Source organism: Streptomyces sp. NPDC088730 (assembly GCF_044751215.1).
In the GTDB taxonomy this organism is placed as follows: domain Bacteria; phylum Actinomycetota; class Actinomycetes; order Streptomycetales; family Streptomycetaceae; genus Streptomyces.
Genome location: NZ_JBIVLK010000002.1, coordinates 16259 through 38932, shown reverse-complemented (window position 1 = coordinate 38932; position 22674 = coordinate 16259). Strand labels below are relative to the sequence as shown.

Annotated in this window: 18 protein-coding genes, 1 tRNA gene and 1 riboswitch; of the genes, 6 read left to right on the top strand and 13 right to left on the bottom strand. The window is 71.4% G+C overall.

Features of this window, described 5'->3' with window-relative positions:
- Positions 1-67 precede the first annotated feature (67 nt).
- From ACIP89_RS07045 to ACIP89_RS07035, 3 genes are all read right to left on the bottom strand, one after another.
- Positions 68-1408: a hypothetical protein gene (locus ACIP89_RS07045; RefSeq protein ID WP_402113568.1), complete on the bottom strand. Its 1341-nt coding sequence runs from the start codon at positions 1406-1408 to the stop codon at positions 68-70.
- Positions 1409-1536: 128 nt separating this feature from the next.
- On the bottom strand, positions 1537-2232 hold the full coding sequence (locus ACIP89_RS07040) for a class F sortase (protein ID WP_402113565.1): 696 nt from the start codon (positions 2230-2232) through the stop codon (positions 1537-1539).
- Entirely contained in the window at positions 2229-3905 is a 1677-nt protein-coding gene (locus ACIP89_RS07035) for a DUF4331 domain-containing protein (RefSeq protein WP_402113562.1), read from the bottom strand. The genes ACIP89_RS07040 and ACIP89_RS07035 overlap by 4 nt, the downstream gene beginning before the upstream one ends.
- A gap of 426 nt (positions 3906-4331) precedes the next feature.
- On the opposite strand from ACIP89_RS07035, the gene ACIP89_RS07030 reads away from it, so the two are divergent.
- Entirely contained in the window at positions 4332-5987 is a 1656-nt protein-coding gene (locus tag ACIP89_RS07030) for a nickel/cobalt transporter (RefSeq protein WP_402113560.1), read from the top strand.
- 111 nt (positions 5988-6098) lie between these two features.
- Here ACIP89_RS07030 and ACIP89_RS07025 read toward each other — a convergent pair whose 3' ends face one another.
- From ACIP89_RS07025 to ACIP89_RS07010, 4 genes are all read right to left on the bottom strand, one after another.
- Positions 6099-6254, bottom strand: a complete 156-nt coding sequence (locus tag ACIP89_RS07025) for a hypothetical protein (RefSeq protein ID WP_402113558.1) — start codon at positions 6252-6254, stop codon at positions 6099-6101.
- Positions 6251-6460: a hypothetical protein gene (locus ACIP89_RS07020; RefSeq protein WP_402113556.1), complete on the bottom strand. Its 210-nt coding sequence runs from the start codon at positions 6458-6460 to the stop codon at positions 6251-6253. Before ACIP89_RS07020 ends, ACIP89_RS07025 begins: the two co-directional genes overlap by 4 nt.
- Before the next feature lie 394 nt (positions 6461-6854).
- Entirely contained in the window at positions 6855-8105 is a 1251-nt protein-coding gene (locus ACIP89_RS07015) for a helix-turn-helix domain-containing protein (protein ID WP_402114539.1), read from the bottom strand.
- A 117-nt stretch (positions 8106-8222) separates the two neighbouring features.
- The gene (locus ACIP89_RS07010) at positions 8223-8759 is read right to left on the bottom strand and encodes a DinB family protein (protein ID WP_402113553.1); all 537 of its coding nucleotides are present in this window, start codon (positions 8757-8759) and stop codon (positions 8223-8225) included.
- 243 nt (positions 8760-9002) lie between these two features.
- Between ACIP89_RS07010 and ACIP89_RS07005 the strand changes: the two genes are divergently transcribed.
- A complete protein-coding gene (locus tag ACIP89_RS07005) occupies positions 9003-10235 on the top strand; it encodes a serine hydrolase domain-containing protein (protein WP_402113550.1) in 1233 nt (410 codons plus the stop codon).
- 88 nt (positions 10236-10323) lie between these two features.
- Here ACIP89_RS07005 and ACIP89_RS07000 read toward each other — a convergent pair whose 3' ends face one another.
- Both ACIP89_RS07000 and ACIP89_RS06995 read right to left on the bottom strand, forming a co-directional pair.
- Positions 10324-10734, bottom strand: a complete 411-nt coding sequence (locus ACIP89_RS07000) for an SHOCT domain-containing protein (RefSeq protein WP_401925667.1) — start codon at positions 10732-10734, stop codon at positions 10324-10326.
- Positions 10735-11336: 602 nt separating this feature from the next.
- Complete coding sequence (locus ACIP89_RS06995) at positions 11337-11789, bottom strand: hypothetical protein (RefSeq protein ID WP_402113548.1); 453 nt, start codon at positions 11787-11789, stop codon at positions 11337-11339.
- Between the two features lie 307 nt (positions 11790-12096).
- Here ACIP89_RS06995 and ACIP89_RS06990 point away from each other — a divergent pair.
- From ACIP89_RS06990 to ACIP89_RS06975, 4 genes are all read left to right on the top strand, one after another.
- A tRNA-Met gene (locus ACIP89_RS06990) sits at positions 12097-12170 on the top strand.
- A 179-nt stretch (positions 12171-12349) separates the two neighbouring features.
- Positions 12350-13513 (top strand): PP2C family protein-serine/threonine phosphatase, encoded by a 1164-nt coding sequence (locus ACIP89_RS06985; RefSeq protein WP_401933612.1) that lies wholly within the window; start codon positions 12350-12352, stop codon positions 13511-13513.
- 306 nt (positions 13514-13819) lie between these two features.
- A riboswitch (cyclic di-AMP (ydaO/yuaA leader) is annotated at positions 13820-13973 on the top strand.
- An 11-nt stretch (positions 13974-13984) separates the two neighbouring features.
- Positions 13985-15184, top strand: a complete 1200-nt coding sequence (locus ACIP89_RS06980; protein WP_402113545.1) for a M23 family metallopeptidase — start codon at positions 13985-13987, stop codon at positions 15182-15184.
- Positions 15185-15399: 215 nt separating this feature from the next.
- A complete protein-coding gene (locus tag ACIP89_RS06975; RefSeq protein ID WP_402113542.1) occupies positions 15400-16344 on the top strand; it encodes an aldo/keto reductase in 945 nt (314 codons plus the stop codon).
- Here the strand turns inward: ACIP89_RS06975 and ACIP89_RS06970 are convergent.
- From ACIP89_RS06970 to ACIP89_RS06955, 4 genes are all read right to left on the bottom strand, one after another.
- A complete protein-coding gene (locus ACIP89_RS06970; RefSeq protein WP_402113539.1) occupies positions 16341-18029 on the bottom strand; it encodes a PrsW family intramembrane metalloprotease in 1689 nt (562 codons plus the stop codon). The genes ACIP89_RS06975 and ACIP89_RS06970 overlap by 4 nt on opposite strands.
- Before the next feature lie 94 nt (positions 18030-18123).
- The gene (trmB, locus tag ACIP89_RS06965) at positions 18124-19011 is read right to left on the bottom strand and encodes a tRNA (guanosine(46)-N7)-methyltransferase TrmB (RefSeq protein ID WP_401925651.1); all 888 of its coding nucleotides are present in this window, start codon (positions 19009-19011) and stop codon (positions 18124-18126) included.
- A gap of 4 nt (positions 19012-19015) precedes the next feature.
- Complete coding sequence (gene lhgO / locus ACIP89_RS06960) at positions 19016-20272, bottom strand: L-2-hydroxyglutarate oxidase (protein WP_401925649.1); 1257 nt, start codon at positions 20270-20272, stop codon at positions 19016-19018.
- Between the two features lie 157 nt (positions 20273-20429).
- The gene (locus ACIP89_RS06955; RefSeq protein WP_402113536.1) at positions 20430-22064 is read right to left on the bottom strand and encodes a sporulation protein; all 1635 of its coding nucleotides are present in this window, start codon (positions 22062-22064) and stop codon (positions 20430-20432) included.
- Positions 22065-22674: the final 610 nt, after the last annotated feature.

The window sequence follows — 22674 nt, the reverse complement described above, 5'->3', positions numbered from 1 at the left end:
ACTGGTTTTGTCCGGTCGGGGCGCTGAGTCGTTCCGGAGGCACCTGGGCCGTGCGCGGCCCGGCGGTTCACAGGGACGTCAGGGCGGTCCGTGCCTTGGGCGCGTGCAGTGGGTTGAAGTGCGGGTTGATCGCGAGGGCCTCGGTGAGGTCGTCGCGGGCGGCGTCGGTGTTGCCGAGGGACTGCTGGATCATCCCGCGGTGGTAGTGGAAGAGCGCGTTGCGGGTGCCCAGTGTGAGTGCCTTGGCAGAGACGGCGAGGGCCTCCCGGTCCCGGCCGTTGACGTGGAGGGCCCAGGCCAGGGCGTCCTGGGAGTCGAGGAAGGGCCGGCTCCTCACGGCCTTGCGCGCGAGGGCGAGGGCTTGTCCGTGGTCTCCGTGGTCGGCTTCGAACAGGGCCGCGTCGGAGTCGAGTGCGACGCCGTTGGCCGCGAAGAGTCTCTGCTCGGCGCGGAAGATCCCGTACTGCTGGTCGGCTTCCTTCGTGCGGCCGAGCGACTGGTAGAGCTCGCCGAGCTGGAGCACGTATTCGGGAAGCGGCAGGCGTTCTCCGGCGCGGGTGAGGTCGGTGACGGCTGCGGTGTTCTTCCCGAGGGCGGCCTCGGCCCTGGCTCTGATCTGGAGCAGGGGGGCGTCGTCGGGGACGGTGCGCAGACCCTCTTCCGCGTCGGTGAGCGCCTGGTGTGCGTCGCCGTCGTTGAACGCCATTTCGCTGAGGTAGTAGCGGGCGAACGCCTGATCCGCGGGGCTGCCCGCGGTCTGCAGGGCTCGTCGCATGTCGGTGCGCGCGGTGGTGAGGTCGCCTCGCAGCTCCGCGGCGTAGGAGGCGCGGGCCAGTGACGGGGTGCCGGGTTTGAGGTCGACCATCTTCTGCACGGCGTCGGCGGCCTCGGAGTAGCGGCCCAGCTGTGTGCAGGCGTCGGCAAGCGTCCCGTAGAGGGTGGCGTTGTACGGGTTGACGGCGATGGCGCGCTCGGCCCAGTCCAGTCCCTGGGAGAAGTTGTGCCGGGCCGCTTCGAGAGCGGCCATGCCGCCCATCGCGGCGAAGTTGTCCGTGCTGTCGAGAGCCAGTGAGCGCTTGAGGACTGCTTCGGCCTTGGGGTAGTACGTCGGGTCGGCGGTGATCTTCGCCTGCTGGACGTAGTTCAGGCCGAGCGTGCCCAGTGCGACCGGGTCGCGCGGATTGCGCCGTGCGCGGTCCTGAAGCGTGGTGATGCCGGCAGTCAGCGGGTCGGCGCCGGTGGCGGGGCCGTGTCCGGCGTTGGCTTCAGGGGTGCCGGGATCGCCGGGCGATGCGGGCCACGGGGTCAGCCCCAGTCCGCCGGCGAGGAAGAGCGCCATGGCGAGAACGGTGGCCACGGCGGCGGACAGCAGGATGCGTCGGTACGTGGGCAGTCGGCGGAGGCGCATGGTCTGTTCCCGCTCTGGAGGGTGTGGAGAGCCCGGTGGCCGGCTCTTTCGGCTGGATCGGGCCGGATCAGGGGAGTGGGGTGCCGGGTCCCGTGCCCCGGGCCTGGTCCAGCCGGGAGGCCTGGGGCCTAACCGGCGAGGGTGGCGTAGACGACGAGATTGGCGAGGTACTCGCCCTGGGTCCGGTCGTAGGTCCCGCCGCAGGTGATGAGCCTCAGTGCCGGTGGACCGTTGGTTGCGTAGACCTGGCTGTCGGGGAAGGCGTCCTTCTCGTAACTCCGCAGCGCTCGGACCGTGAAGGCGAGATCCGTGTGGTCGTCGCGGCTGACGGTTATCCGGTCGCCCGGCCGGAGGGAGGACAGCCCGTAGAAGGCCGCGGGTCCAGTGGCGGAATCGACGTGTCCGACGAAGACCGCGGCACCCGGGTCGCCGGGCCGCGGGCCGTCGCTCCACCATCCGACGTCTGCGGGATCCCCGGGCGCCGCGAGCGTTCCGTCCTGCTGGACGCGGAGGCCGGTGAGGGCCTTGTCCAGTCCGATCGAGGCTATGCGTATGCGCCGGGGCGGCGCCGCCGGTGAGGCCTCGGTGGGGGTGTCGTCCCCGCCCGGCTGGACCGGGACCACACCTATGTCGACGTCCCTGACGCCGGGGGTCGCCGGTGCGAGGAGCGCCCATGTTCCGGCGCCGCCGAGCGCGATGCCCCCGACGACGGCCGCCGTCGCGATGATCAGGCGGCGGCGCTTGGGGTGCTGCCTCCGGTCGCGCCGCGGTCGCCCGCTCTCGGATGCCGAGGGCGGGCGACCTGTGCCGGTGCGGCCGGTCATGCCTGGTTGGCGCGCCGCCGGCGCAGGGCCAGCGCTCCCGCACAGGCGAGGAGGGCTCCGCCGCCGACCGCGGTGACGGCCACGACAGGGAATCCGTCGCCGAAGGCGGTGCCGCCGAGGCCCGCCCCGACGCCGCCGTCGGGGTGCAGGGAGTCGGCCTGGTTGACGGCCGCGGTGTTGGGCAGCGCGACGTAGGGGAACGAGGCGCCGGGCTGGCGGTAGGGGGTGTCGACCGCGTCGCCCGCCGCGAGTCCGGTCACGATCTTTCCGGTCTGCGCGGCGCCTTCGAGCGCCTGCAGCTCGATGTCGACGACATCGTCGTTCAGCCGGCGGCCGTTGGGGAAGCCGCCCAGGTCCTGGGCGAGAACACCGAGGCGGTTGGGCTTGGCCGTGACCGGTACGGACATGTTCAGCCGCAGTTCCTCGGCCGGGACGAATGCGGCCTTGTCGACGTCCGCGTTCAGCAGCTGGGAGTTCAGGTCCGCCTTGATCGGTCCGCACGCCTTGCAGACGCCGGTGAGGAAGATCTCGACCAGGTCGTCGCGTGGCGTCGCCGGAGCCGGAATCCCGTAGATGCTCTGGATCAGCTTGGGCACGATCGGGTCCTTGACCTTGTCCACGACCGGCGTGACGGTGTGATCCAGGTCCGGACTCAGCGCGTTGAAGGCGTCCTTGTACTTCAGCGGGACGACCACCTCGTTGACCAGCGGGTTGCCGAGGCGTGAGACCTGACGCCAGTCGGACTCGCCGCCCTTGTCGGGTGCGGAGCCCCTGTCGGTTCCCTTGGCGTCCCCGGCCGAGGACGACGACTCTCCGCCCTTGCCGCCGGCCCCGGCGACCGTCGCGCCCTTGCGGTCGGTGGTGGACCAGATGCCGATGACCGGGTTGCGCTTGGCGTCGCCCTTGAGCGCCAGATCCTTCTTGGGCACCTGGAGGGCGATGGTGTTGACGTTGTAGCCGGCGAGCGTGTTGTGCCCGGTCTCCTTGAGATTGCCTCCGTACAGGAGGTCGAAGATCCGCAGGTCCAGGAAGAACGGGTCGGATGCCTGCCCCGCGAACGTCTGGCCTCCGCCCGGCACGTCGAGGACGGCCTGCTTGCGGAGCGAGGCGTAGTCGGGCATCGAGGCCCTGCCCACGTTCGACGGCGCCGCGGGGGCGTCCTTGAGGAGCGTCTTGGTGTTCCCGTGCGCGTCGGTCGCCGTCAGGGTGTACGTCTGGCGGAAGTTGAGCGTCGGGTCGTCCAAGGTCTTCACGACACCGGTGTTGTAGAGGAACTGATCGGCGTCGTCCCGGATGTGGTCGGTGAACGCCCAGGTGTACGTGGTGTCGGGCTTGCCGTCACCGTTCCCGTCGATCTTGATGTTGTAGCGGGCGTCGTTGGCGAACGGGTAGAAGTTCGGCCCGCCGTTGGGTTCCTGGAACGGGATCCAGTTGGCCACCAGCGTGACCGTGTCCGGCTTGTCGGGGCTGGTGAAGGCGTAGACGTCGGTGTTGTCGGCCTTCGGGTCCCCCGATGTCAGGGGCGCCTCGCGGTGACTGGAGGCGGAGCTGGTGCCGGGCGCCAGGCCGGTGAGCGCCATGGCACTCACCAGGGCGAGGGTGCCGGAGGCTGCGAGGGCCCGTTCGAGGCTGCGAGCCGGGCGTTTGGATCGTGAGGGGCGGCAGGACTGCATGGGCCATCCGTTTCCGGTGAGAGCCGCGGCCTTCCGGAAGGCGGAGGGAGGCGGCTGGGAGCTGCGCTCGAAGCGCCACCTGGGAGTACGCCGGGCCCGGCCCGGAGGTGAGACCCACATGGCAAGCGTCACATGAGGTGACTAAGAGCTACATAAAGAGCACCACAGGTGATGGTGTGCCGCACGACGGCAGAGCCGAACGGGGACCAAGTGGCGGTGCCCCCGCCGCGCCAGCGGAGGAGGTGAGCCGCGCGGGTGACGGGGCGGCCAAGACGGGCGCGCGGGAGAGCGAACGGGTACCACTGTGGTCCGCCCTCTCAGGTGGACCACCCATCAGACCGCGGGCCGCGCCGACCATCCGGGCGTCCCCTGCGCCCCTCGCCGGAGGCGAAACGGATGAATTCCCTGCTCGGACGTCGCACTGCCGTGACGGCAAGGCGTGTTCTCACGCGGCGTGCGGCCCTGGTCGCCACCGCCGTGCTCTGGCTGTTCGCCCTGGCCGCACCCGCCGCCGAGGCGCATCCTCTCGGCAACTTCTCGATCAACGAGTACGCCGGACTCACCCTCCACCCCGGCCACGTCGATGTGCTGACGGTCACCGACACCGCCGAGATCCCCACCCTCCAGGCCACACCGGCGATCGACACGGACGGTGACGGCAACGCCAGCGGCAGCGAACTCTCCGCCTGGGCCACCACTCGGTGCGCCGCAACGTCCGGGAAGCTCAGTGTCACCGCCCCGGAGCGACTGGTCTGGACGACCCGGTCGGCGGCCTTCCGCCTCCAGCCGGGCCAGGGTGGTCTGCGCACCGGCCGACTGGAGTGCCGACTGCGCGCCCCGCTGGACCTGGCAGCGGGGCCGGTGACCCTGCGGGTCGACACCGGCGCGGACAGGAAGCGGGTCGGCTGGCACGAGATCACCGCGACCGGAATCGGAACCCGGCTTGAGCATTCGACCGTGCCGCGGACCTCACCCACCCACGAGCTCCGCACCTACCCGCGCGACCTTCTCTCCACCCCGCGCGGTGACACCACGGCACAGTTCACGGTGAGCGTGGGTGGCCAGACAGCAGACACCCCCCTCGGCAACTCTACGGAGGCGGGAGAAGGAGGCGGACTCACAGGCCGCGTCGAAGCCCTCTCGCAGCACCTCACCTCGATGACCGGGGCACGCGACCTCACCCTCCCGATCGGCCTGCTGGCCGTGCTGCTCTCCCTCGTCCTGGGTGCGGGTCACGCACTGCTGCCCGGCCACGGCAAGACGGTGATGGCGGCCTACCTCGCCGGCCGTCGCGGCAGCGTACGGGACGCGGTCACCGTCGGGGCGACCGTGACCGTCACCCACACCGCGGGCGTCATCGTCATCGGCCTCTGCCTCACCACCTTCTCCTCCCTGGCCGGCGAAACGGTCCTGAACTGGCTCGGCGTCATCAGCGGCGCACTTGTCACCCTCGTCGGCGCCACGCTCCTCCGTGACGCCGCCCGCCGCTCCAGCCGCAACGTGCCTTCTGCCACGCACCCGGTCGAAGTGACATCCCTGGCCATGGCCGGGGCCGGTGCGCGTGGCCACCTGTCCGTGCCCGGCGAGATGCCCCACACGCACGCCCCCGTGGTCCACTCACACGGACCTCATGAGTCCCTCCACAGCCACGGACAGGACAATGAAAAGCCTCACAGCCACGGCCTGTTCGGACACAGCCACCACCATGCGCACACGCACGCCCACTCACCGGCCGAGGACGGCACACAGCCCTTCTCCACGCGCGGACTCATCGGTCTGGGGGTAGCCGGCGGACTGGTGCCCAGCCCTTCCGCGCTCGTAGTGCTGCTCGGCGCCATCGCGTTGGGCCGTACCGGCTTCGGCGCGGCGCTCGTCCTCGCCTACGGCGTCGGCATGGCGGCCACCCTCACCGCCGTCGGGATCCTCCTCGTCAAGCTGGGCAACCGAGCCGAATCCCTCACCTCCCGACCGGCGTTCGCACTCATCCGCAGGGTCGCGCCCTACACCGCTCTCCTGACCGCGGCACTCGTCCTCGTCGTCGGAATCAGCCTGATCGCCCGCAGCCTGCCAGTGGCGTTGTAGCCAACGGCCATGCACCCGCGCCGTCAGCTCCGACCCGGCGGATTCCCGTCCACGCCGACCGTTCGGCGTGGGAGCCGGGTGCCATGGGGGCGTTGTGTGCGGGCCAAGGGATCAGCAGGGCGGGTAGGTGTACGTCCTCGGCCGGGGCGGTGGTGTGCACAGCTCGCGGTGGACGGTGACCGTCACGCCGGGGCCGGTCGCTCCGGGGATGTCGTACGCAGATGATTCGTCGGCGGTCATCGGCCGGCCGCAGCGGTCGCAGATCATCGGGCCTCCTTCGGGGCGGCGACGAGCCGGCGGCGGGCCACCTCTTCGTACGCGGTGTCGCCCGTCCGCCCGGCGTGGTTCAGGGCCCAGTGGTCGGGGCCGATGAAGGAGGGGCACGGTCCGGACGTCGCGGTGCAGTCGGGTTCGAGGCAGCGGATCACGATGACGGTCTGCGGCAGCTCGCCGCGGGGGCGCCGATCGTCCACTCCACGAACCGCATGACTGCGCGGGGGCTCATCGGCGGGTCTGTCGCCAGGCCCGGCCGAGGCGGGCGGCCGTGGGCAGGGGGCTCCGGCGCGGCAGGCGGCGCACTGCGTGGTGTGCCCGAGGAACAAGCGGTACGCGGCGTCACCCCGGAGACGGTGGCGGGGGCACTCGCACTCCGGAAACGCCGCGGACGGGTCCGCCCACGTGACCGGTACGACCTCCGCCGTTGGCCGTAGCACGCGGACGGTGGTCCCCGCCCTGTTCACCTCGTACACCTTGATCGTCATCACGGGCGCTCGTCCCCCCCGGTCGTCTCCTCGGCAGTTCCCCGACGGTACGAGCGGGCACGGCGAGCGAGGGGCAGGATTCCTGCCCCTCGCTCAGTGGTTCGAACTACGCCGCAAGCAAATCCAGTTGGACGGCGAGAGCCGCCGCGCGCTGCCGGTGCGCGGGCACCTTCGACTCGGTCTCCTCCAGCACGATGCGCCTGGCGTAGCCGTTGTACTTGATCGTTTCCGGAGCCGCCGCGTGCGCCTTCTCCAGCGTGGCCAACGCCGTCTCGGCCTGCCCGTCCAGCTGGTACGCGCGGGCTTCCTCGATCCGGTGCCGAGCCAGCCTCGGCCGCGACGGGATCGCAGTCGAATCTGCGGCCACCGCCTGCCGCACCGACTCCCCGCCCGCCCGCAGCTCCACGGCGACCGTCACCGCGTGGGCCCCCATGATGGCTTGTGAGAACGACGTGATCGGGTGGTAATACATGGCGGGCAGGCGGCGGGCGGTCGCCCGCGCCTTGTCCCACCACCCCCATGCCGCCCCGGACTCCCCGCGCCTGGCCGCCGTGTACCCGGCTTCGAACTGGAGCGCCCCGGTAATTGCCGTGGTGCGCTCGTCGGCGTCGGGCAGGAACCGTTCGAGGTGGCCGAGCGCCTCCAGCGTCATGGCGTCCGCCGCGTCGAAGTGGTCCGGGCCCGTATCGCGGTGAGCCTGCGCGGCCAACCACGCGGCCACCCCGATCGCGTGCGGGTCCTCGGATTCCTGCGCGGCGACCATGCCGCGCTCGGCCACCCTCCACAGCAGGGCACTGTCCGGCTGGTACGCCACGAAGAACTGGCTGAGGCTGTAAACCTCGGACAGGACGGCCTGCCCCGCCCGCCGCTCCCCGGCCGTGTTCGCCTGCCGCACCGTCAGCTGAGCGTCCCGGATCAGGTCGGGCAACAGCTCCCCGAGGACCTGGCGGTGATTCGCCGCCCGGTGCCGCGCCGCCCACGCCTTCGTCAACCGCGCCGCCACGTGCTCAGCCGTCGGCGCCCGCCGGTCTCCACCCCACGACAGCGCGTTCACCGCGTCCCGGACCGCCGGCAGCCGCGAGTGCCCAGGACCGATGAACAGATCCACCGGCGCCGACTGGTCCCCGGTGAGATCCGACAGCTTCCGCACGCGCAGCAATTCAGCGATGCGCAGCACCACAGGCAGCCGTGGCATGCCGATCTCTCCGCGTTCCACCTGCTTCACCCACGAGGGCGACATGCCCAGGAGTCCGGCCACAACCGGCCGCGACATTCCCCGCTTTGTGCGGAGGATCTGCATGCGGTGTCCGAAGGTGATCGGGTCGGCGTACGGGTCCGGGGTAGCGTCATCTGGCATGGCCGTGCCCCTCTCTGAACAGCTCGTCACAGTCAGGGTATGAGGCGCGGCCCCTTCTGTGTGCCTCGTCACATGATCCCGAACACGAAAGAAGCGGCCCCGGCCCGGACCGCTCGGCTACTCGCCCGTGACGCCGTCGATGGCCTCGCGGAGGAGATCCGCGTGGCCGACGTGGCGGGCGTACTCCTCGATCATGTGCTCCAGGATGAACCGCACATCGGTGTCACCGAACTCCGGGTTCGGCACGACGCGTGCGAGGTCGGCGGTCACCTTCGCGAACAGCTGCCGCGACTCCTCGTACGCCCTGAGGTGGTCCTCGTGCACGTCCCTGGCAGGCGTGGCGTCCGACTCGTCGTACCACTCGCCACCGTCGGCGGTCACGTAGGTCCGATAGGGCGGGAAGTGGGGAGTCGCTCCGGCCAACGCCCTCTGGAACCAGGCACGTTCGGCACCCTGCAGGTGGCGCATGAGCCCCAGCAGGGTCAATGCGGGGGAACGCACGGGACGCAGCCTCAGTTGCTGGTCCGAGAGGCCCTCGCACTTCCACAGGAAGGTCGCCCGGTGGTGGGCGAGATTCGGGGCGATCACCTCCAGCCACGGGCCCGACAGTGCGCGCTCGGGCCGGACGATCTTCTGGACCACGATGTCGCTCACTCCGGAGGCCCCTCCTGGGTCATCAAGCTCGGTCGAGTTCGGACGTGCCCGGCGAGCACGTCCCCGGATAGGACCCCGCTTCGTATCGCAACTCATCGCTCGCCGCGGCCCCGCCCGGGGGCAATCCCCCGGCCCGCCCTGGGGGCAGCGCGTCGGCACATCGGGGGGAACGCCGGATGTGCCGTTCCCCGCAGCGCTGCTGGGATGGTCTTCCGCCACCCGTTCGAGACCGAAGAGGTCATCATGTTCACGTTACGCAGGAGCCGACGAGGCAGGCTCGTCCTGACCGGCTCGGCGGCCGTCCTCCTCGCCGTCTCGACCGGGCTGACGGCGACGGCGAGTGAGCGGCGCGCCGAACCGCTCCCACCCGCCGAACAGCTCCGAGCGGCCGGTTCCCTCCAGCGGGAGGTGGACGCGGTCCACGCCTCCGGGGCCGTTGGCGCGATGGCCGAGGTGACGTCACCGGGCGCACACGGCACCGCGCGTGCCGGGACTTCCGCGTCGGGGACCGGGAAGCCGATGCCGCAGGACGGCAGGTTCCGGATCGGCAGCGCCACCAAGACCTTCACCGCCACGGTCGTACTGCAACTCGTCGGCGAGGGGCGGATGTCGCTGGAGGACACTGTCGAGCGCTGGCTGCCGGGCGTGGTGCGGGGCAACGGCAACGACGGCAGACAGGTCACCGTGCGGCAGTTGCTGCAGCACACCAGCGGCATCCCCGACGTACTGCCGCAGATAGCGGCGTTGAACAGTGCGGCCGGCTACCGGGCCGAGCGGTTCCGCACCTACACGCCGGAGGAGTTGGTCGGGCTGGCCATGCGGGATTCGCGCAAGTTCCAGCCCGGCAAGGACTGGTCGTACTCCAACACCAACTACGTGCTCGCCGCGATGATCATCCGTGAGGTGACGGGCCACAGCTGGGCGCACGAGCTGAACGCCCGCATCATCCGTCCGCTGGGCCTCACGGGCACCAGTACGCCCGGCTCGTCCCCCTTCATCCCCGGACCGCACGCCCGGAGCTACGCCTCGTACGACACAGGCACAGGCACCGGCACAGGCACCGGCACAGGCACCGGCACCGGCACAAGCACCGGCACCGATGTCACGGTGCTCAATCCGAGCATGGCGGTCGGCTCCGGTTCGCTCATCAGTACCACTCACGATCTGAACCGGTTCTATGCCGCACTGCTCGGCGGCCGTCTGCTGGCTCCGGCGCAGCTCGACGCCATGACGACCACCGTGGACGCGCCCGAGCTGGGTGTCCGGTACGGGCTCGGCCTCGGCGAGCTCCCGCTGCCCTGCGGCGGCAGCTACTTCGGGCACCCGGGCGAACTGCTCGGCTACCACACCTGGAGCGGCGTGACCCGGGACGGCACCCGGACCGCCGTCGTGTACGTCACCAGTGACGGCGGCCCGCACACGCAGAAGGCGATGAGCACCCTGGTGGAGAAGGAGCTCTGCCGGACCCGTCCCTGAGAAGGGACCGGGCCGGCCACGGACGACAGGACGCGCCGGTGCGGGCGCCGGCATCCGCGCCGGCGCCCGCACCGTGCTGCGTGCCCGGTCAGACGAGGAGCTTCGTCTTCGCCTGCCGGTACTCCTCGTCCGTGATCGCGCCCTTGTCCTTGAGGTCGGCCAGTTTCGCCAGGTCCTCCACGTGGTTGCTCTTCGTCGAGCCGCCGCCCGCGTCCGTTCCCGCGGCGTCTCTCACGTACGCCTTGAAGGCGGCATCCCGTTCCTTCGCCTCTTTCGCGTCACGCGCCCCCATGGACCGGCCGCGGGCGATCACGTAGACCAGGACGCCCAGATACGGCAGCACGAGGGCCAGGACCAGCCATCCCGCCTTGGCCCATCCGCCCAGGTCGTGGCTGCGGAAGATGTCCATGATCACGCGGAAGAGGAGGAACAGCCACATGATCCAGAGGAAGAACCAGAGCATGGTCCAGAAGAGGTTGAGCAAGGGGTAGTCGTCCATCGTCCACTCCAGGGAGCCGCGCCGAATGGGTGAATACGGAATAATTCATACCACCGCATTTCGGACTTCGCGCGGCGGGTTCCACGCGCGGCCCCGGCGGGGGAACGGTGAGTACCGTGGACGTGTCGAGGGAGGCGTGGGCCTCCGGGAGGCGGTTCGCCTCGTGACTGTGATGACGTGTCACAGCAAGAATCCGCGGCGGTGTGCGCGTGTGCCCGGCGGATGACTCCGACCGCAGCCCGGTCGGAGCGGTCGGACGGGTCACTGTGCCGATCCCGCCGGACGGGGCGGGCGAAGTGCTGGTCGCCGTACGGGGCGGATCCGAGGCCTGTACCGCGTGGTCGTCGATGCCGATCGGCAGGGATGTACGCGATGGCGGCGGGCGTCGTCGGCCAGGGGCTGGCGATCCTTCAGTCGCTCCAGCGCGGTACGGAAGCGGGGTCGGGCCCGGCGGACCGCGGCGACACGGGGACCGGGACCAGGGCCAGGACCGGGACCAGGGCCAGGACCGGGACCAGGGCCAGGACCGGGACCAGGGCCAGGACCGGGACCAGGGCCAGGACCGGAGGCCCCGCTTCACCGGCGCGGAGTGAGGCGGCGGGCTACTTCTCCGGTACGGAGGCGGGGACCGGTACAGCCGCGGGCGCGGATGCGGGCGCAGGTACGGCTGCCTTGCTCGCGTGAGTCGTCTCAACCATCTCAACCGTCTCGGCGGGTGCGGCACCCGTTGACGTCGAGAGCGCGGCAGCTGCCGTTGTCGTTGCCGTCGTCGCCGCAGCCTCCGCGCGGGCGGTCGAGGAGACCTTGCGGTGGTGCGCCAGGATTCCTATGAAACCTGCGAGGAAGCCGCTGACCAGGCCGGATACCGCGTGGTTGACCGCGTTGACGGATTCGCTGTCCGGCACTCCGATGATCGCGTAGTTGACTCCCGCGCTCATCACCGCCCCGATCACTCCGCCGATCACGCCACTGATGACGGCACCGCGCAGCGGTGACGCCGGAGTGGCCGCAGACGCGGAAGTGGAGGAAGGGGCGGAAGCGAGCGGTGCGGTCATCGGCGGAGGCCCTCCAGACAGGCTGCGATGAGAGACCGGGAGCAGCTTTCGGGCACGGTGAAACGCGCGCTCCGGGGCTGCTCGCACGGGCAGCCCACCGGTCCGGGGGATGCAGCAGATACCTTGCGGCAGAACACGGGTTCCCCGCAATACCTTCTCGATTTCGCCATGTTGAGGATTCCGGCGGGTCGGTGGGCAACCGGGCCGGGTGCCGGGAGGGCGACGGGTGCCGGGAAGGGCGCCGGGGGTCGAGAGGCCCGGGGTGGTCATGAGTGCGTCGAACATGCCGTAGAGTTGTGTTTACCGACGCGGGGTGGAGCAGCTCGGTAGCTCGCTGGGCTCATAACCCAGAGGTCGCAGGTTCAAATCCTGTCCCCGCTACTGAAGAATCAGACCCGGCACGCATAGCGCGTGCCGGGTCTGATTCGTTTCCGTACGAGCCGCGCCGCGCGTCATCCCATTGGCCGTCGAGCACTCGCCCCGCGACCGTGCTCCGGGAAATCTGGGAGTGGTGCGCGGTACCGTCCGCGGCCCTGAGCGCACCGGGCAGGAGAGCAAAGGTGGGGAAGCGGGAGCAGCGGCGGGGGAGGCGCACCTACGAGGTCCGGAACCGCCGGCTCGTCCGGGTACTGCCCGGGGTGATGCTCGTCGGCGGGTTGCTGTTCGACTTCTTCACCCCGCCCGCCTTCACCGCCGTACCGCTGTTCGCCGCGGCCCCGCTGATCGCCGCGCCGTTCTTCTCGCGGGCCGGCACGATCCGGGTCGGGGCCGGTGCGCTGCTGTGCGTGGCCGCGCTGCGGCTCCACAGCGGAACGCTGATCCGGGTCGTGCCGTTCATCGAGCTGCTCACCGTCCTCACCGTCTCGGTCCTCGCGGTCTTCATCAACGGGGTCGTACGGCGCAGCAACGAGCAGCTGGCCTCCGCCCGGGTCATCGCGGCGACCGCCATGCGCGCGGTGCTGCCGACACCGTCCGACCGGATCGGCGGGCTGTACGTGGCCGCGCGGTACGAGGCGGCGCAGGCGGACGAGTTCGTCGGCGGTGACCTGTTCTCGGTCACGGACACCCCGTACGGGGTACGGCTGGTGGTCGGGGACGTGCGCGGCAAGGGCCTGGACGCGGTGGAGGCGGTGGCGGTGATCATCGGGGCGTTCCGGGAGGCCGCCGAGCAGGAGCGGTCACTGGAGGGGGTGGCCCAGCGGCTGGAGCGTGCGCTGGCGCGGGAATCGAGCAGGCGCGGCGGGCTCGACGCGGTGGAGGGTTTCGTCACCGCCGCGCTGGCGGAGATCCCGCAGGGCTCCAGCAGGGTGCGCGTCGTCAACCGCGGCCATCCCGAACCGCTGCTGCTGCACTCGGACGGGGCGCTGGAGCAGCTGCGGCCCACGCTGCCCGCGCTGCCCCTGGGGATGGACCTGGGTGTGTGGCCGGACCGCTCCGACGAGTGGGAGCTGCCCGCCGGGTCGACGCTGCTCCTTTATACGGACGGCCTCTCCGAGGCCCGTGATGCCGACGGGGTCTTCTACGACCCGGCCGAGCGGCTGCGCGGACGGATCTTCCCGGGGCCCGAGGAGCTGCTGTCGGCGCTGACCGATGACGTACGGCTGCACACCGGTGGGGTGACGACCGACGACATGGCCCTGCTCGCGGTCGTGCGCCCGACCGAGGGGCAGCCGGACCGGCGTACGACCGTGAAGATCGTGGGCCTGGACGGCGGAGCCGGGTGAAGGCGGGTGAAGCCGGTGAAGGCGAGGGGCCGGACGCGGGGGAGTGCGGATGGATGTGGGGGAGAGGCGCGGTCGATGCCACCGTGCGTAACCGTAAGGAATCCCTCCGCATAACATTTGACGCAACGTCAGAAAACGGCTAACGGTTGAGGGTTGTTCAACTCGCCCGATTCCACCCGGTTGTGTCCCGTAAAGTCCAGGCCAAGGATCGGAACGATCAGTGGGAACGGCTTGGAATCGGGCCCGTGTGTCTATTAACGTTCGATAACGCAGCGCGGTTGTCCCAGCCGCCGTCAGTGGCGGCACCGTGCGCGAGCGCCGAATTCCGCAAGGGAACCGGGGAACCACCTACATGGGGTGAATCGGGCATCTCTGTCTCGTTGAGAGGCGGAGGGACCCGTAGGAGACCTTCCTGCTCCGAACCCGTCAGCTAACCCGGTAGGCGAGAAGGAAGGAAAGGAGCGCGCCCCAGTGGCGTCCAACAAGCCTGCCCCCGAAGCCCCCTCCTGGTTCGCACCCGAACACGGAAACGACTTTGGACCCGGGCCCGGTGCCGCTTACGGCGCCAACCACGGAACCGCTTACGGAACCGGTCACGGGGCCGACTACGGAACCGCTTACGGAACCGATCGGGGCAGCGAGTTCGGGAGTGAGTTCGGCACCGGCCTCCGCGCCGAGGAGGCCGAATCCGGCAGGGCGTGGGAGGAATGGAACCCCACGGAGGAGTCCATCCGCCCCGTGCGCGGCAAGCACCGCGTCGCCAAGCAGCGCAACGGCCTCGCCCGCAGCTCCACCGTTCTCGGCGTCGGTGTCATCGCCGCCGTCGGCGCGGGTGGCATGGCCTCCGCCCAGAGCAAGCCGCCCGTGTCTATCTCTCTTCCCGACGCCATCTCCGACAAACTTCCCGAGGCCAAGTCCCTTCCTGGCGTCGGCGCGTTGTTCTCGGGTGAGTCCGAGGCGGAGAAGGCCGAGGTCGTGACCGCCGCCGCCCCGCTGACGACGGCCGGCATCACCACCACAGAGGCCGAGCAGGGCACGACGGACGCCGGCGAGGCGCTCCGCGCCCGCATCCTCCAGCAGGCCGAGCAGCAGCAGGACTCCGCCGACGCCGAGGCCAGGGCGGCCGAGGAGAAGGCCGCGGCGGAGAAGGCGGCCGCAGAGGCGAAGAAGCAGCAGGACGCGGCGGAGGCCAAGGCCGCCGCCGCTAAGAAGAAGGCCGCGGAGGAGGCGAAGAAGAAGGCGGAAGCGGTACGGCTCGCGAAGCTCGCCGCCAGCTACGCCATCCCCACCTCCTCGTACACGATCACCTCGACCTTCGGCGAGGCCGGTTCGATGTGGTCCTCCGGCTACCACACGGGCCTCGACTTCGCGGCGCCGACCGGTACCCCGATCAAGGCCATCCACAGCGGCACCATCAAGTCCGCCGGCTGGTCCGGCGCGTACGGCTACCGCACGGTCCTGGAGCTTGAGGACGGCACGGAGCTGTGGTTCTGCCACCAGTCCTCGATCGGCGTCGGCGTCGGCCAGCAGGTCACCACCGGGGACACCATCGGACGCGTGGGCGCGACCGGCAACGTGACCGGCCCGCACCTCCACCTTGAGGTCCACACCCCGGACGGCACCGGCATCGATCCGATGCCGTGGCTGCGCGCCCGTGGCCTGACGGTCTGAGCCCACCGAAGTCCGTGTCCACGGAACCCCGGCAGTCCTGACGCTCACCCCCCGACGTCAGGGCTGCCGGTCCCGGCTCCTGGCCGGTCCTGATAGTTCTGCTGGTCTTGCCCGTTCTGCTGGTCCTGCTGGTCCTGCCGGTTCTGGCTGGGGCATACGGGTGTAGCTGTAGCGGCCATGGAATAGCGCGTGCCGTGCGGTGGGTTGCTCCATCCATGACTTCTCTTCACAAGCTCGGTTCCTCCGGCCTCCAGGTCTCCACGCTCTCCCTCGGCGGCAACGTCTTCGGCTGGACCGCCGACGAGGCGCAGTCCTTCGCCGTCCTCGACGCGTACACGGCGGGCGGGGGCAACTTCGTGGACACGGCCGACACGTACTCCTCCTGGATCCCCGGCAACGTGGGCGGCGAGTCGGAGACCCTCATCGGTAAGTGGTTCGCCGCTCGGGGCAACCGCTCCGACGTCGTCCTGGCCACCAAGGTCGGCTCCCACCCCGAGTACAAGGGGCTCGCCGCCGCCACCATCAGGGCCGGGGCCGAGGAGTCGCTGCGCCGGCTCGGTACGGACTACATCGACCTCTACTACACGCACCACGACGACGAGACCGTCCCCGTCGAGGAGATCATCACCGCTCTCGACCAGCTGGTGAAGGAGGGCAAGGTCCGCGAGATCGCCGCCTCCAACATCAGCCCGGCGCGGCTCCGCGCCTCGCTGGACTTCTCCGAGCGCGAGGGCCTGGCCCGCTACGTGGCGCTCCAGCCGCACTACAACCTCGTCTCGCGTGACACCTACGAGGGCGAGCTCCAGGACCTGAGCGCCGAGGCCGGACTGGCCGCAGTCCCGTACTCCGCCCTCGCCTCCGGATTCCTGACCGGCAAGTACCGTGCCGGTCAGACCGTGGACAGCGCCCGCGCCGGTGGCGCCGCCCAGCACCTGGAGACGGAGCGCGGCCAGAAGGTCCTCACCGCGCTCGACACGATCGCGCGGGAGCGGGACGCCGAGATCGCCACGGTGGCGCTGGCCTGGCTGGCCTCCCGGCCGACCGTGGTCTCCCCGATCGCCTCCGCCCGAACGGTCGAACAGCTTCCCGCGCTGCTGGCCGTCGACGATCTGCGGCTGACGGACCAGGAGCTGACCGCGCTCACCGAGGCGTCCGCCTAGGACTGCGGCCCGCCGCCGTACTGCTGCTGTCCGTGCGGCTGCTGCCCGTACTGCTGTTGTCCGTACTGCGGCGGGCTGTAGGGCTGCGGGTTGTAGGGCTGTTGCGCGTACGGGTATGCGGGGTACGGCTGTTGACCGTAGGGGGCCGGGCCCGGGTGCGGGGCGGGGCCGCCGTACGGCTGGTACGGGCTGTACCCCGGGTACGCGCCGGGCCCGGCCCCGTACGGCTGGTGCGCCCGGCGCGTGTGCCGGTGGCGCAGGCGGCCCGTCGCCTGCGCCGCGTACGCCAGGGCGGGTCCGGCGACCTCTCGGCGCTGCCACAGGTGGTGCAGCAGCTCCAGCTCGCGTTCGGCCAGATCCGGGCCGGCCGTGCCACGACGGGCCTGCCGGCGCAGAAACGCCAGTGACGTCGCGAACGACTCGTACTCGGCGACCGCACGCGCCGCCGCCTTCCCCCTGGCCTTGCCCTCGGCCTTCGCCTGTGCGCGCACCACGCCGTTGACCTGAGCGGTGACGTGGGCGTGGGCGGCGACCGGGGCCGGTAGGTGGCCCTGGAGGCCGTACGGGCTGTACGGGCCGCTCCCCGCCGCCGTCGCCTGCCACCGCCGTGCCGTGTCCCTGGCCATGCCGCGGGCCCGCATCGACGACAGGGCGAGCGGCTCCGTGGGGGAGAGCCAGCCGGCCGCGGCGTAGGCGGGCAGTTCGATGGCCAGGGTGCGCAGCTCGCGCTGCCGGGACCAGATCGCCAGCCAGGTCACCAGACCGAAGGCGGGCACCATGAACACGCCGTACACCACGTAGAAGCCGTACGGGCCGAACGTCGCGGAGCCGTTCCACAGGGCGTGCATGCCCATCGCGAGGACCAGGCCGAGCAACGGCAGCGCCATACGGCGGAATCGGTGGTGGCGGGCGCTGCTCGCGGCGATTCCGAAGCCGATTCCGGTCATGACGGTGAAGAGCGGATGCGCGAACGGCGACATCACCGCCCGGACGAAGAACGTCGCGACGGTCACCGAGGCGAACCCCGAGCCCATCTGCTGGTCCTCGCCGAAGGCGTTGCCCAGATAGAGGATGTTCTCGGTGAAGGCGAAGCCCGTCGCGGCGAATCCGGCGACGACCAGACCGTCGACGATCCCGTTGAAGTCCCGTCTTCGGAAGAGGAAGAGCAGCAGCACGGCCGCGCCCTTGGCGCTCTCCTCGACGACGGGAGCTATGACGGTGGCGCCCAGCGTGTCCGCGCTGCCCGGGTCGGCGGTGGCCGTGGCGATCCACTGGGTCGCGAAGGAGTTCGCGAGGATCGCGACGAGCGCGGCCGCGCAGGCACCCCAGGCGAAGGCGAACAGCATGTTGCGCCACGGGCCCGGTTCGACCCGGTCCAGCCAGCGGAACGCCGTTATCAGCAGCGGGACCGGCAGCACGGCGAGACCCAGCCCGACGAGGAACCCCTGAGTGCCCGTCTGGTCCCGCACCAGCGCGAGGATCACCAGGCCGCAGAGGGCCAGCACGGTGAAGACGGCGACGACGCGGAGCGTCCTGCTCCGCCACAGCATGCCGACGCGGCGCGGCCGGTAACGCCACTGGCCCCGCTCCGGCACGGCAGCCAGGATCTCGCCGACCCGCTGCTCCTCAAGCACCGGGACGGCCGGCTGAGACTGCCGCTGCTGCGGAACAGAACCGTCGGACACCCCATGACCCTAACGAGGAGGACTGACAACGGCCATGGCGTATCGGCCCCCCGGAAGCGGCCGGCGCGGGGTCGCCGGGCGGTGGAGCAAGGGATCAGTGGCGGGCGAAGAGCAGGTCGTGCACGACATGGCCCTTGTCCAGGCCCTGTCCCTCGAACCGGGTCAGCGGCCGGAACTCGGGCCGTGGCGCGTAGCCGCCGTCCGCCGCGGTGTTCTCGAAGCGGGGGTGCGCGGTCAGCACCTCCAGCATCTGCTCGGCGTACGGCTCCCAGTCGGTCGCGCAGTGCAGGACCGCTCCGGGCTTCAGCCGCTGTGCCACCAGGTCGAGGAACTCCGGCTGGATCAGCCTGCGCTTGTGGTGGCGGGACTTGGGCCACGGGTCGGGGAAGTAGACCCGGAGCCCGTCCAGCGAGTCCGGCGTCAGCATCTCGCGCAGCAGGATGATCGCGTCACCGTTGGCGACCCGGATGTTGGACATGCCGTTCCGGTCCGCGAGACGGAGCAGGTTGCCCTGGCCCGGGGTGTGCACGTCGACGGCGAGGATGCCGGTCCCCGGGTCGTCGGCGGCCATCTGCGCGGTGGCCTCGCCCATGCCGAAGCCGATCTCCAGGACCACCGGCAGCCCGTCGAACAGCTCGGGCAGATCGAGGACGTCCAGCCCGTCGATGTCCAGGCCCCACTTCGGCCAGAGCCGCTCCAGGGCGTCCTGCTGGCCGGGCGAGACCCGGCTGCGGCGCGGCTGGAAACTGCGGATCCGGCGCTCGTGGTGCGAACCCGCGGGATCGGCCGCCGGGCCGCCGGGGAAGCGGGGCGCCTGACGCAGCCTGCGCTGGCGGTCCAGGGCCGCCGCGCGCAGTTCGTCCGGGATTCCGGCGGTGGCGGATGCGCCGGGCGCGGTCGCCGTCGGCTCTGCTCCGGGCGCGTCAGCTGTCGGTTCGGCTCCGGGCGCGGCGCCGCCGGGCGTCGTGGGGGAGGGGTTCATGGGCTCAGACACAATGCCCTGATTCTACGGCGGGCGGCTTCCACCCCGTCCCCTGTGCCCGTAGGAGCGCCCTGCGCGCCACCTCGCGCCCGATGGGCAGCGATGCCGTGGCGGCGGGAGACGGCGCGTTCAGCACATGCACGGTGTGCGGGGCCTCGCGGATCAGGAAATCGTCCACCAGGGTGCCGTCCCTGAGGACGGCCTGGGCCCTGACCCCGGCCGGGGAGGGCCGCAGATCGGCCTCCGTGACCTCGGGCAGCAGCCGCCGTACCGCCGTCGTGAAGGCGTGCTTCGACAGCGACCGGTGCACCTCGCCCGCCCCGTACCGCCAGTGTCTGCGCGCTATCCGCCAGGAGCCGGGCCAGCTCAGCGTGTCCACCAGCTCGCGGGGGCGCACGACCGGCCAGCCGTAGCCCTCGCGGGCCAGCGCGGGCACCGCGTTCGGCCCGACGTGCACACCGCCGTCGTGGCCGCGGGTGAGATGCACGCCGAGGAACGGGAACGCCGGATCCGGCACCGGATAGACCAGGCCGCGCACCAGATCGGGCCGGGCCAGCTCGTAGTACTCCCCCCGGAACGGCACGATCCGCATCCCCGGCTCGTCGCCCGCCAGCCGCGCCACCCGGTCGCAGTGCAGCCCCGCGCAGTTGACCAGCACCCGGGCCCGCACCACCAGCCCGTCCGCCGTCCGCACCGCTACGCCCCACGGCCGCCGGTCGATCGCGGTCACCTCGGCGCCGAACCTGATCTGTCCGCCGCCCGCCCGCACCTCGGCGGCGAACCGCTCGGTGACCGCCGCGAAATCGCACACCCCCGTCGTGCCCACCCGGATCGCGGCGAGACCGCGCACCCGGGGTTCGTACTCCGCGATCTGCGCCGGTCCCAGCTCGGCCACCGGCAGCCCGTGCTCGCGGCCGCGCTGCACCAGCGCGTGCAGCCGGGGCAGCTCGGAGCGCCCGGTCGCGACGATCAGCTTGCCGGTCACCGCGTGCGCGATGCCGTGCTCCCGGCAGAAGTCGACCATCTCGGCACTGCCGCGCAGCGCGTAGCGCGCCTTGAGCGAACCCGGGCGGTAGTAGATGCCGCTGTGGATCACCCCGCTGTTGCGGCCCGTCTGGTGGCGCGCCGGGCCGCACTCCTTCTCCAGCACGGTCACCCTGGTGCCCGGAGCGCTCCGCGTGATCGCATACGCGGTCGACAGACCGACGATCCCGCCGCCGATCACCAGCACATCGCAGTCGTACGCCGCGTGCGTCATCATCACGCCACCTCCCACCCCGATAGTGCACTGACCCACTGACAGCGCACTCAAACCTGAGCGGGCCAGCGAGCCGCCCGCGACCCGGGCGGCTCGGGACGCCGGACGGGACGCCCGACCGGGGTGACCGGCCCGGCGGCGCCCCGGCCGCGCGCCCCGGTCAGGCCGGGGCGACCAGCAGCGGGCGGGCGCGTTCCCGCAGCTCCGCGACGCGCGGCTCGTCCCCGTACGGCTCCAGCCGGTGCAGCAGATCACGTACGTACTCGGTGGTACGGGCCGACGAGATGCGGCCCGCCACCTCCACCGCACGGGTGCCGGCCGCACAGGCCGCGTCCAGATTTCCGGACTCCAGCTCGGCGACGGCCGAGACCACGAGCCTCAGCCCGTGCGAGCGGACGAACTCCTCGGTCGGTCTGGACAGCGCCTGCTCGGTGAACCTCCGCACCTGCCGGGGCGCCTTCAGATCGAGGTGGCACTCCGCCGCGTCGGCCGCGAACCGGTCGTACGAGTAGAAGCCCAGCCACGACGGGTCGGCGTCCCCGTCCCGGGAACGCTCCAGCCACCCCTCCGCGGCCTTCAGCGCGGCCCCCGCGGCCGGTGCGTCGCTCGCCTTGGCGTGGGCCCGCGCCTCCACCAGACGGAAGAAGCTCATCGTGCGCGCCGTCGCGAGCCCGCGGTTGCGCTCCACGGCCGCCTGCGCGAGGTCGACCCCCTCGTCGGCGAAGCCGCGATAGGTGGCCTGGAGCGACATGGAGGCGAGGACGTAGCCGCCGAGCGGTACGTCGGCCGCGGCGCGCGCCAGGCGCAGGGCCTGGATGTAGTAGCGCTGCGCGGCCTCCTGCTGGCCGGTGTCGAAGGCCATCCAGCCGGCCAGCCTGGTCAGTTCGGCCGCGGCTCCGAAGAGCGCCCGGCCCACCTCGTCGCTGTACGAACCCAGCAGCAGGGGTGCGGCGTCGACCCGTAAGCACTCCGGGACCATGGACGAACGCCAGTCCCCGCCGCCGTACTTCGAGTCCCAGCGCCGTGCGTCCTGGGCGGCCTCGCGGAGCTTGGACACATCGCTGTGGCCGACCCGCAGCGGCGAGACACCGTGCGCGGAATCCGGGCCCGGCTGGACCGGAATCGACACGCTGTGGCCCGGCACCGGCGGCGCACCGTGCCCGTGCACCGGCGGCGCCCCCGCCCGACCGGGTACGAGCGGTGTTCCGGAGAGGAGGCGCTGCCCGGGTACGCCGGGCGGCGCACCAGGCGCAGCCTGCGCGCCCACTGCGCCCCGTGCGCCCTGAGTGCCGAGCACCGCAGCCTCCGCGGCGGCCGACGCGCGGGCGACCGACGGGTCGGCGGGGGATATCAGCCAGCGGGACGCGGGAGTTGCGTACGCACTCACCGAGAACGAGCCCGCGAGCGACTGCCAGATGCCGCCGCTGCCGGCCCGCCGCCCAGCCAGATCCAGCCGGTACAGCTCGGTCGCGGAACGCACCGCCTCACCCACATCGCGCGGGAACGTCAGACCGACCTCCGGCGCGGGATCGGCGTCGGCGAGCCCGATCTCGTGCAGCGGGACCGGCCGGCCGAGCTTGGCCCCGATCGCCGCCGCGATGAGATGGGGCGCGGCGCCCTGCGGCACCATGCCCTTGGAGACCCACCTGGCCACCGAGGTCTTGTCGTACCGAAGTGTCAGTCCGCGCTGCGCCCCGAGGTCGTTGACCCGCCGGGCGAGCCCGGCGTTGCTGATTCCCGCGAGGGCGAGAACGGTTCCGAGCTTGTCGTTCGGTCCGCGTTGCTCCCTGGACATGCGCCACCCCTCGACACACAGACGGCAGCCGCGACACCGTTGAGGCGCGCGGCATTCGTACCGTGTTCTCCCCAGGGACGAACCCTCGCACTCCGACCGCACACGCATTTGGCCGAGCCCCGAGGAATATGCCGCTCTGCTGAGAACATCAGTAAACCCAGCGTAGTTCGCCGCATCCCTACCGTTAAGGGGCGGACGTCCGTATGGCGGGATTGTTGTCCGCCCGGAGCGATCTGGTGGCGAAGCGCGTCGAGCGGCCGGCGGTGGCCGCCAACGGCGTCGGACCGTGGCGAGCCAACGGGGCCCCTGAGGTCTGAGTGGTCCGCGTGACGGACGTGTCGGGCGGCGGGGGAGGAGGCGTGAAGGCGGGGCGGAGGACCGGTGGAAAGGGCGTGGGCGGGGAGTGCCGGGCCGGCGCGGGCGGGGCGCTCGGGCCGAGCGCGGGACCGCCGGCCGTCCCTCCTCGACTACCCCGCTGACCAGGCCGGGTCCGGTTTCCGGGTGGCGCGGAACCTCGTGGTTCGCGGGGTCCGGAAGGCCCTTGCGCGGGCCCTGTTCCGGGTGTCCGGGCGTGCTCCTCACGTGTGGCCGTGCGCCCGGCCGTGCGCTC

Excerpts from the sequence above, each read along its gene's own strand:
- ACIP89_RS07045 (WP_402113568.1), bottom strand. The coding sequence starts at position 1,408 with ATGCGCCTCCGCCGACTGCCCACGTACCGACGCATCCTGCTGTCCGCC.
- ACIP89_RS07015 (WP_402114539.1), bottom strand. The coding sequence starts at position 8,105 with ATGCCAGATGACGCTACCCCGGACCCGTACGCCGACCCGATCACCTTC.
- ACIP89_RS06955 (WP_402113536.1), bottom strand. The coding sequence starts at position 22,064 with ATGTCCAGGGAGCAACGCGGACCGAACGACAAGCTCGGAACCGTTCTC.
- trmB (WP_401925651.1), bottom strand. The coding sequence starts at position 19,011 with ATGAACCCCTCCCCCACGACGCCCGGCGGCGCCGCGCCCGGAGCCGAA.
- ACIP89_RS07035 (WP_402113562.1), bottom strand. The coding sequence starts at position 3,905 with ATGCAGTCCTGCCGCCCCTCACGATCCAAACGCCCGGCTCGCAGCCTC.
- ACIP89_RS06975 (WP_402113542.1), top strand. The coding sequence starts at position 15,400 with ATGACTTCTCTTCACAAGCTCGGTTCCTCCGGCCTCCAGGTCTCCACG.
- lhgO (WP_401925649.1), bottom strand. The coding sequence starts at position 20,272 with ATGATGACGCACGCGGCGTACGACTGCGATGTGCTGGTGATCGGCGGC.
- ACIP89_RS06995 (WP_402113548.1), bottom strand. The coding sequence starts at position 11,789 with ATGACCGCACCGCTCGCTTCCGCCCCTTCCTCCACTTCCGCGTCTGCG.
- ACIP89_RS07040 (WP_402113565.1), bottom strand. The coding sequence starts at position 2,232 with ATGACCGGCCGCACCGGCACAGGTCGCCCGCCCTCGGCATCCGAGAGC.
- ACIP89_RS07005 (WP_402113550.1), top strand. The coding sequence starts at position 9,003 with ATGTTCACGTTACGCAGGAGCCGACGAGGCAGGCTCGTCCTGACCGGC.
- ACIP89_RS07000 (WP_401925667.1), bottom strand. The coding sequence starts at position 10,734 with ATGGACGACTACCCCTTGCTCAACCTCTTCTGGACCATGCTCTGGTTC.
- ACIP89_RS07025 (WP_402113558.1), bottom strand. The coding sequence starts at position 6,254 with ATGATCTGCGACCGCTGCGGCCGGCCGATGACCGCCGACGAATCATCT.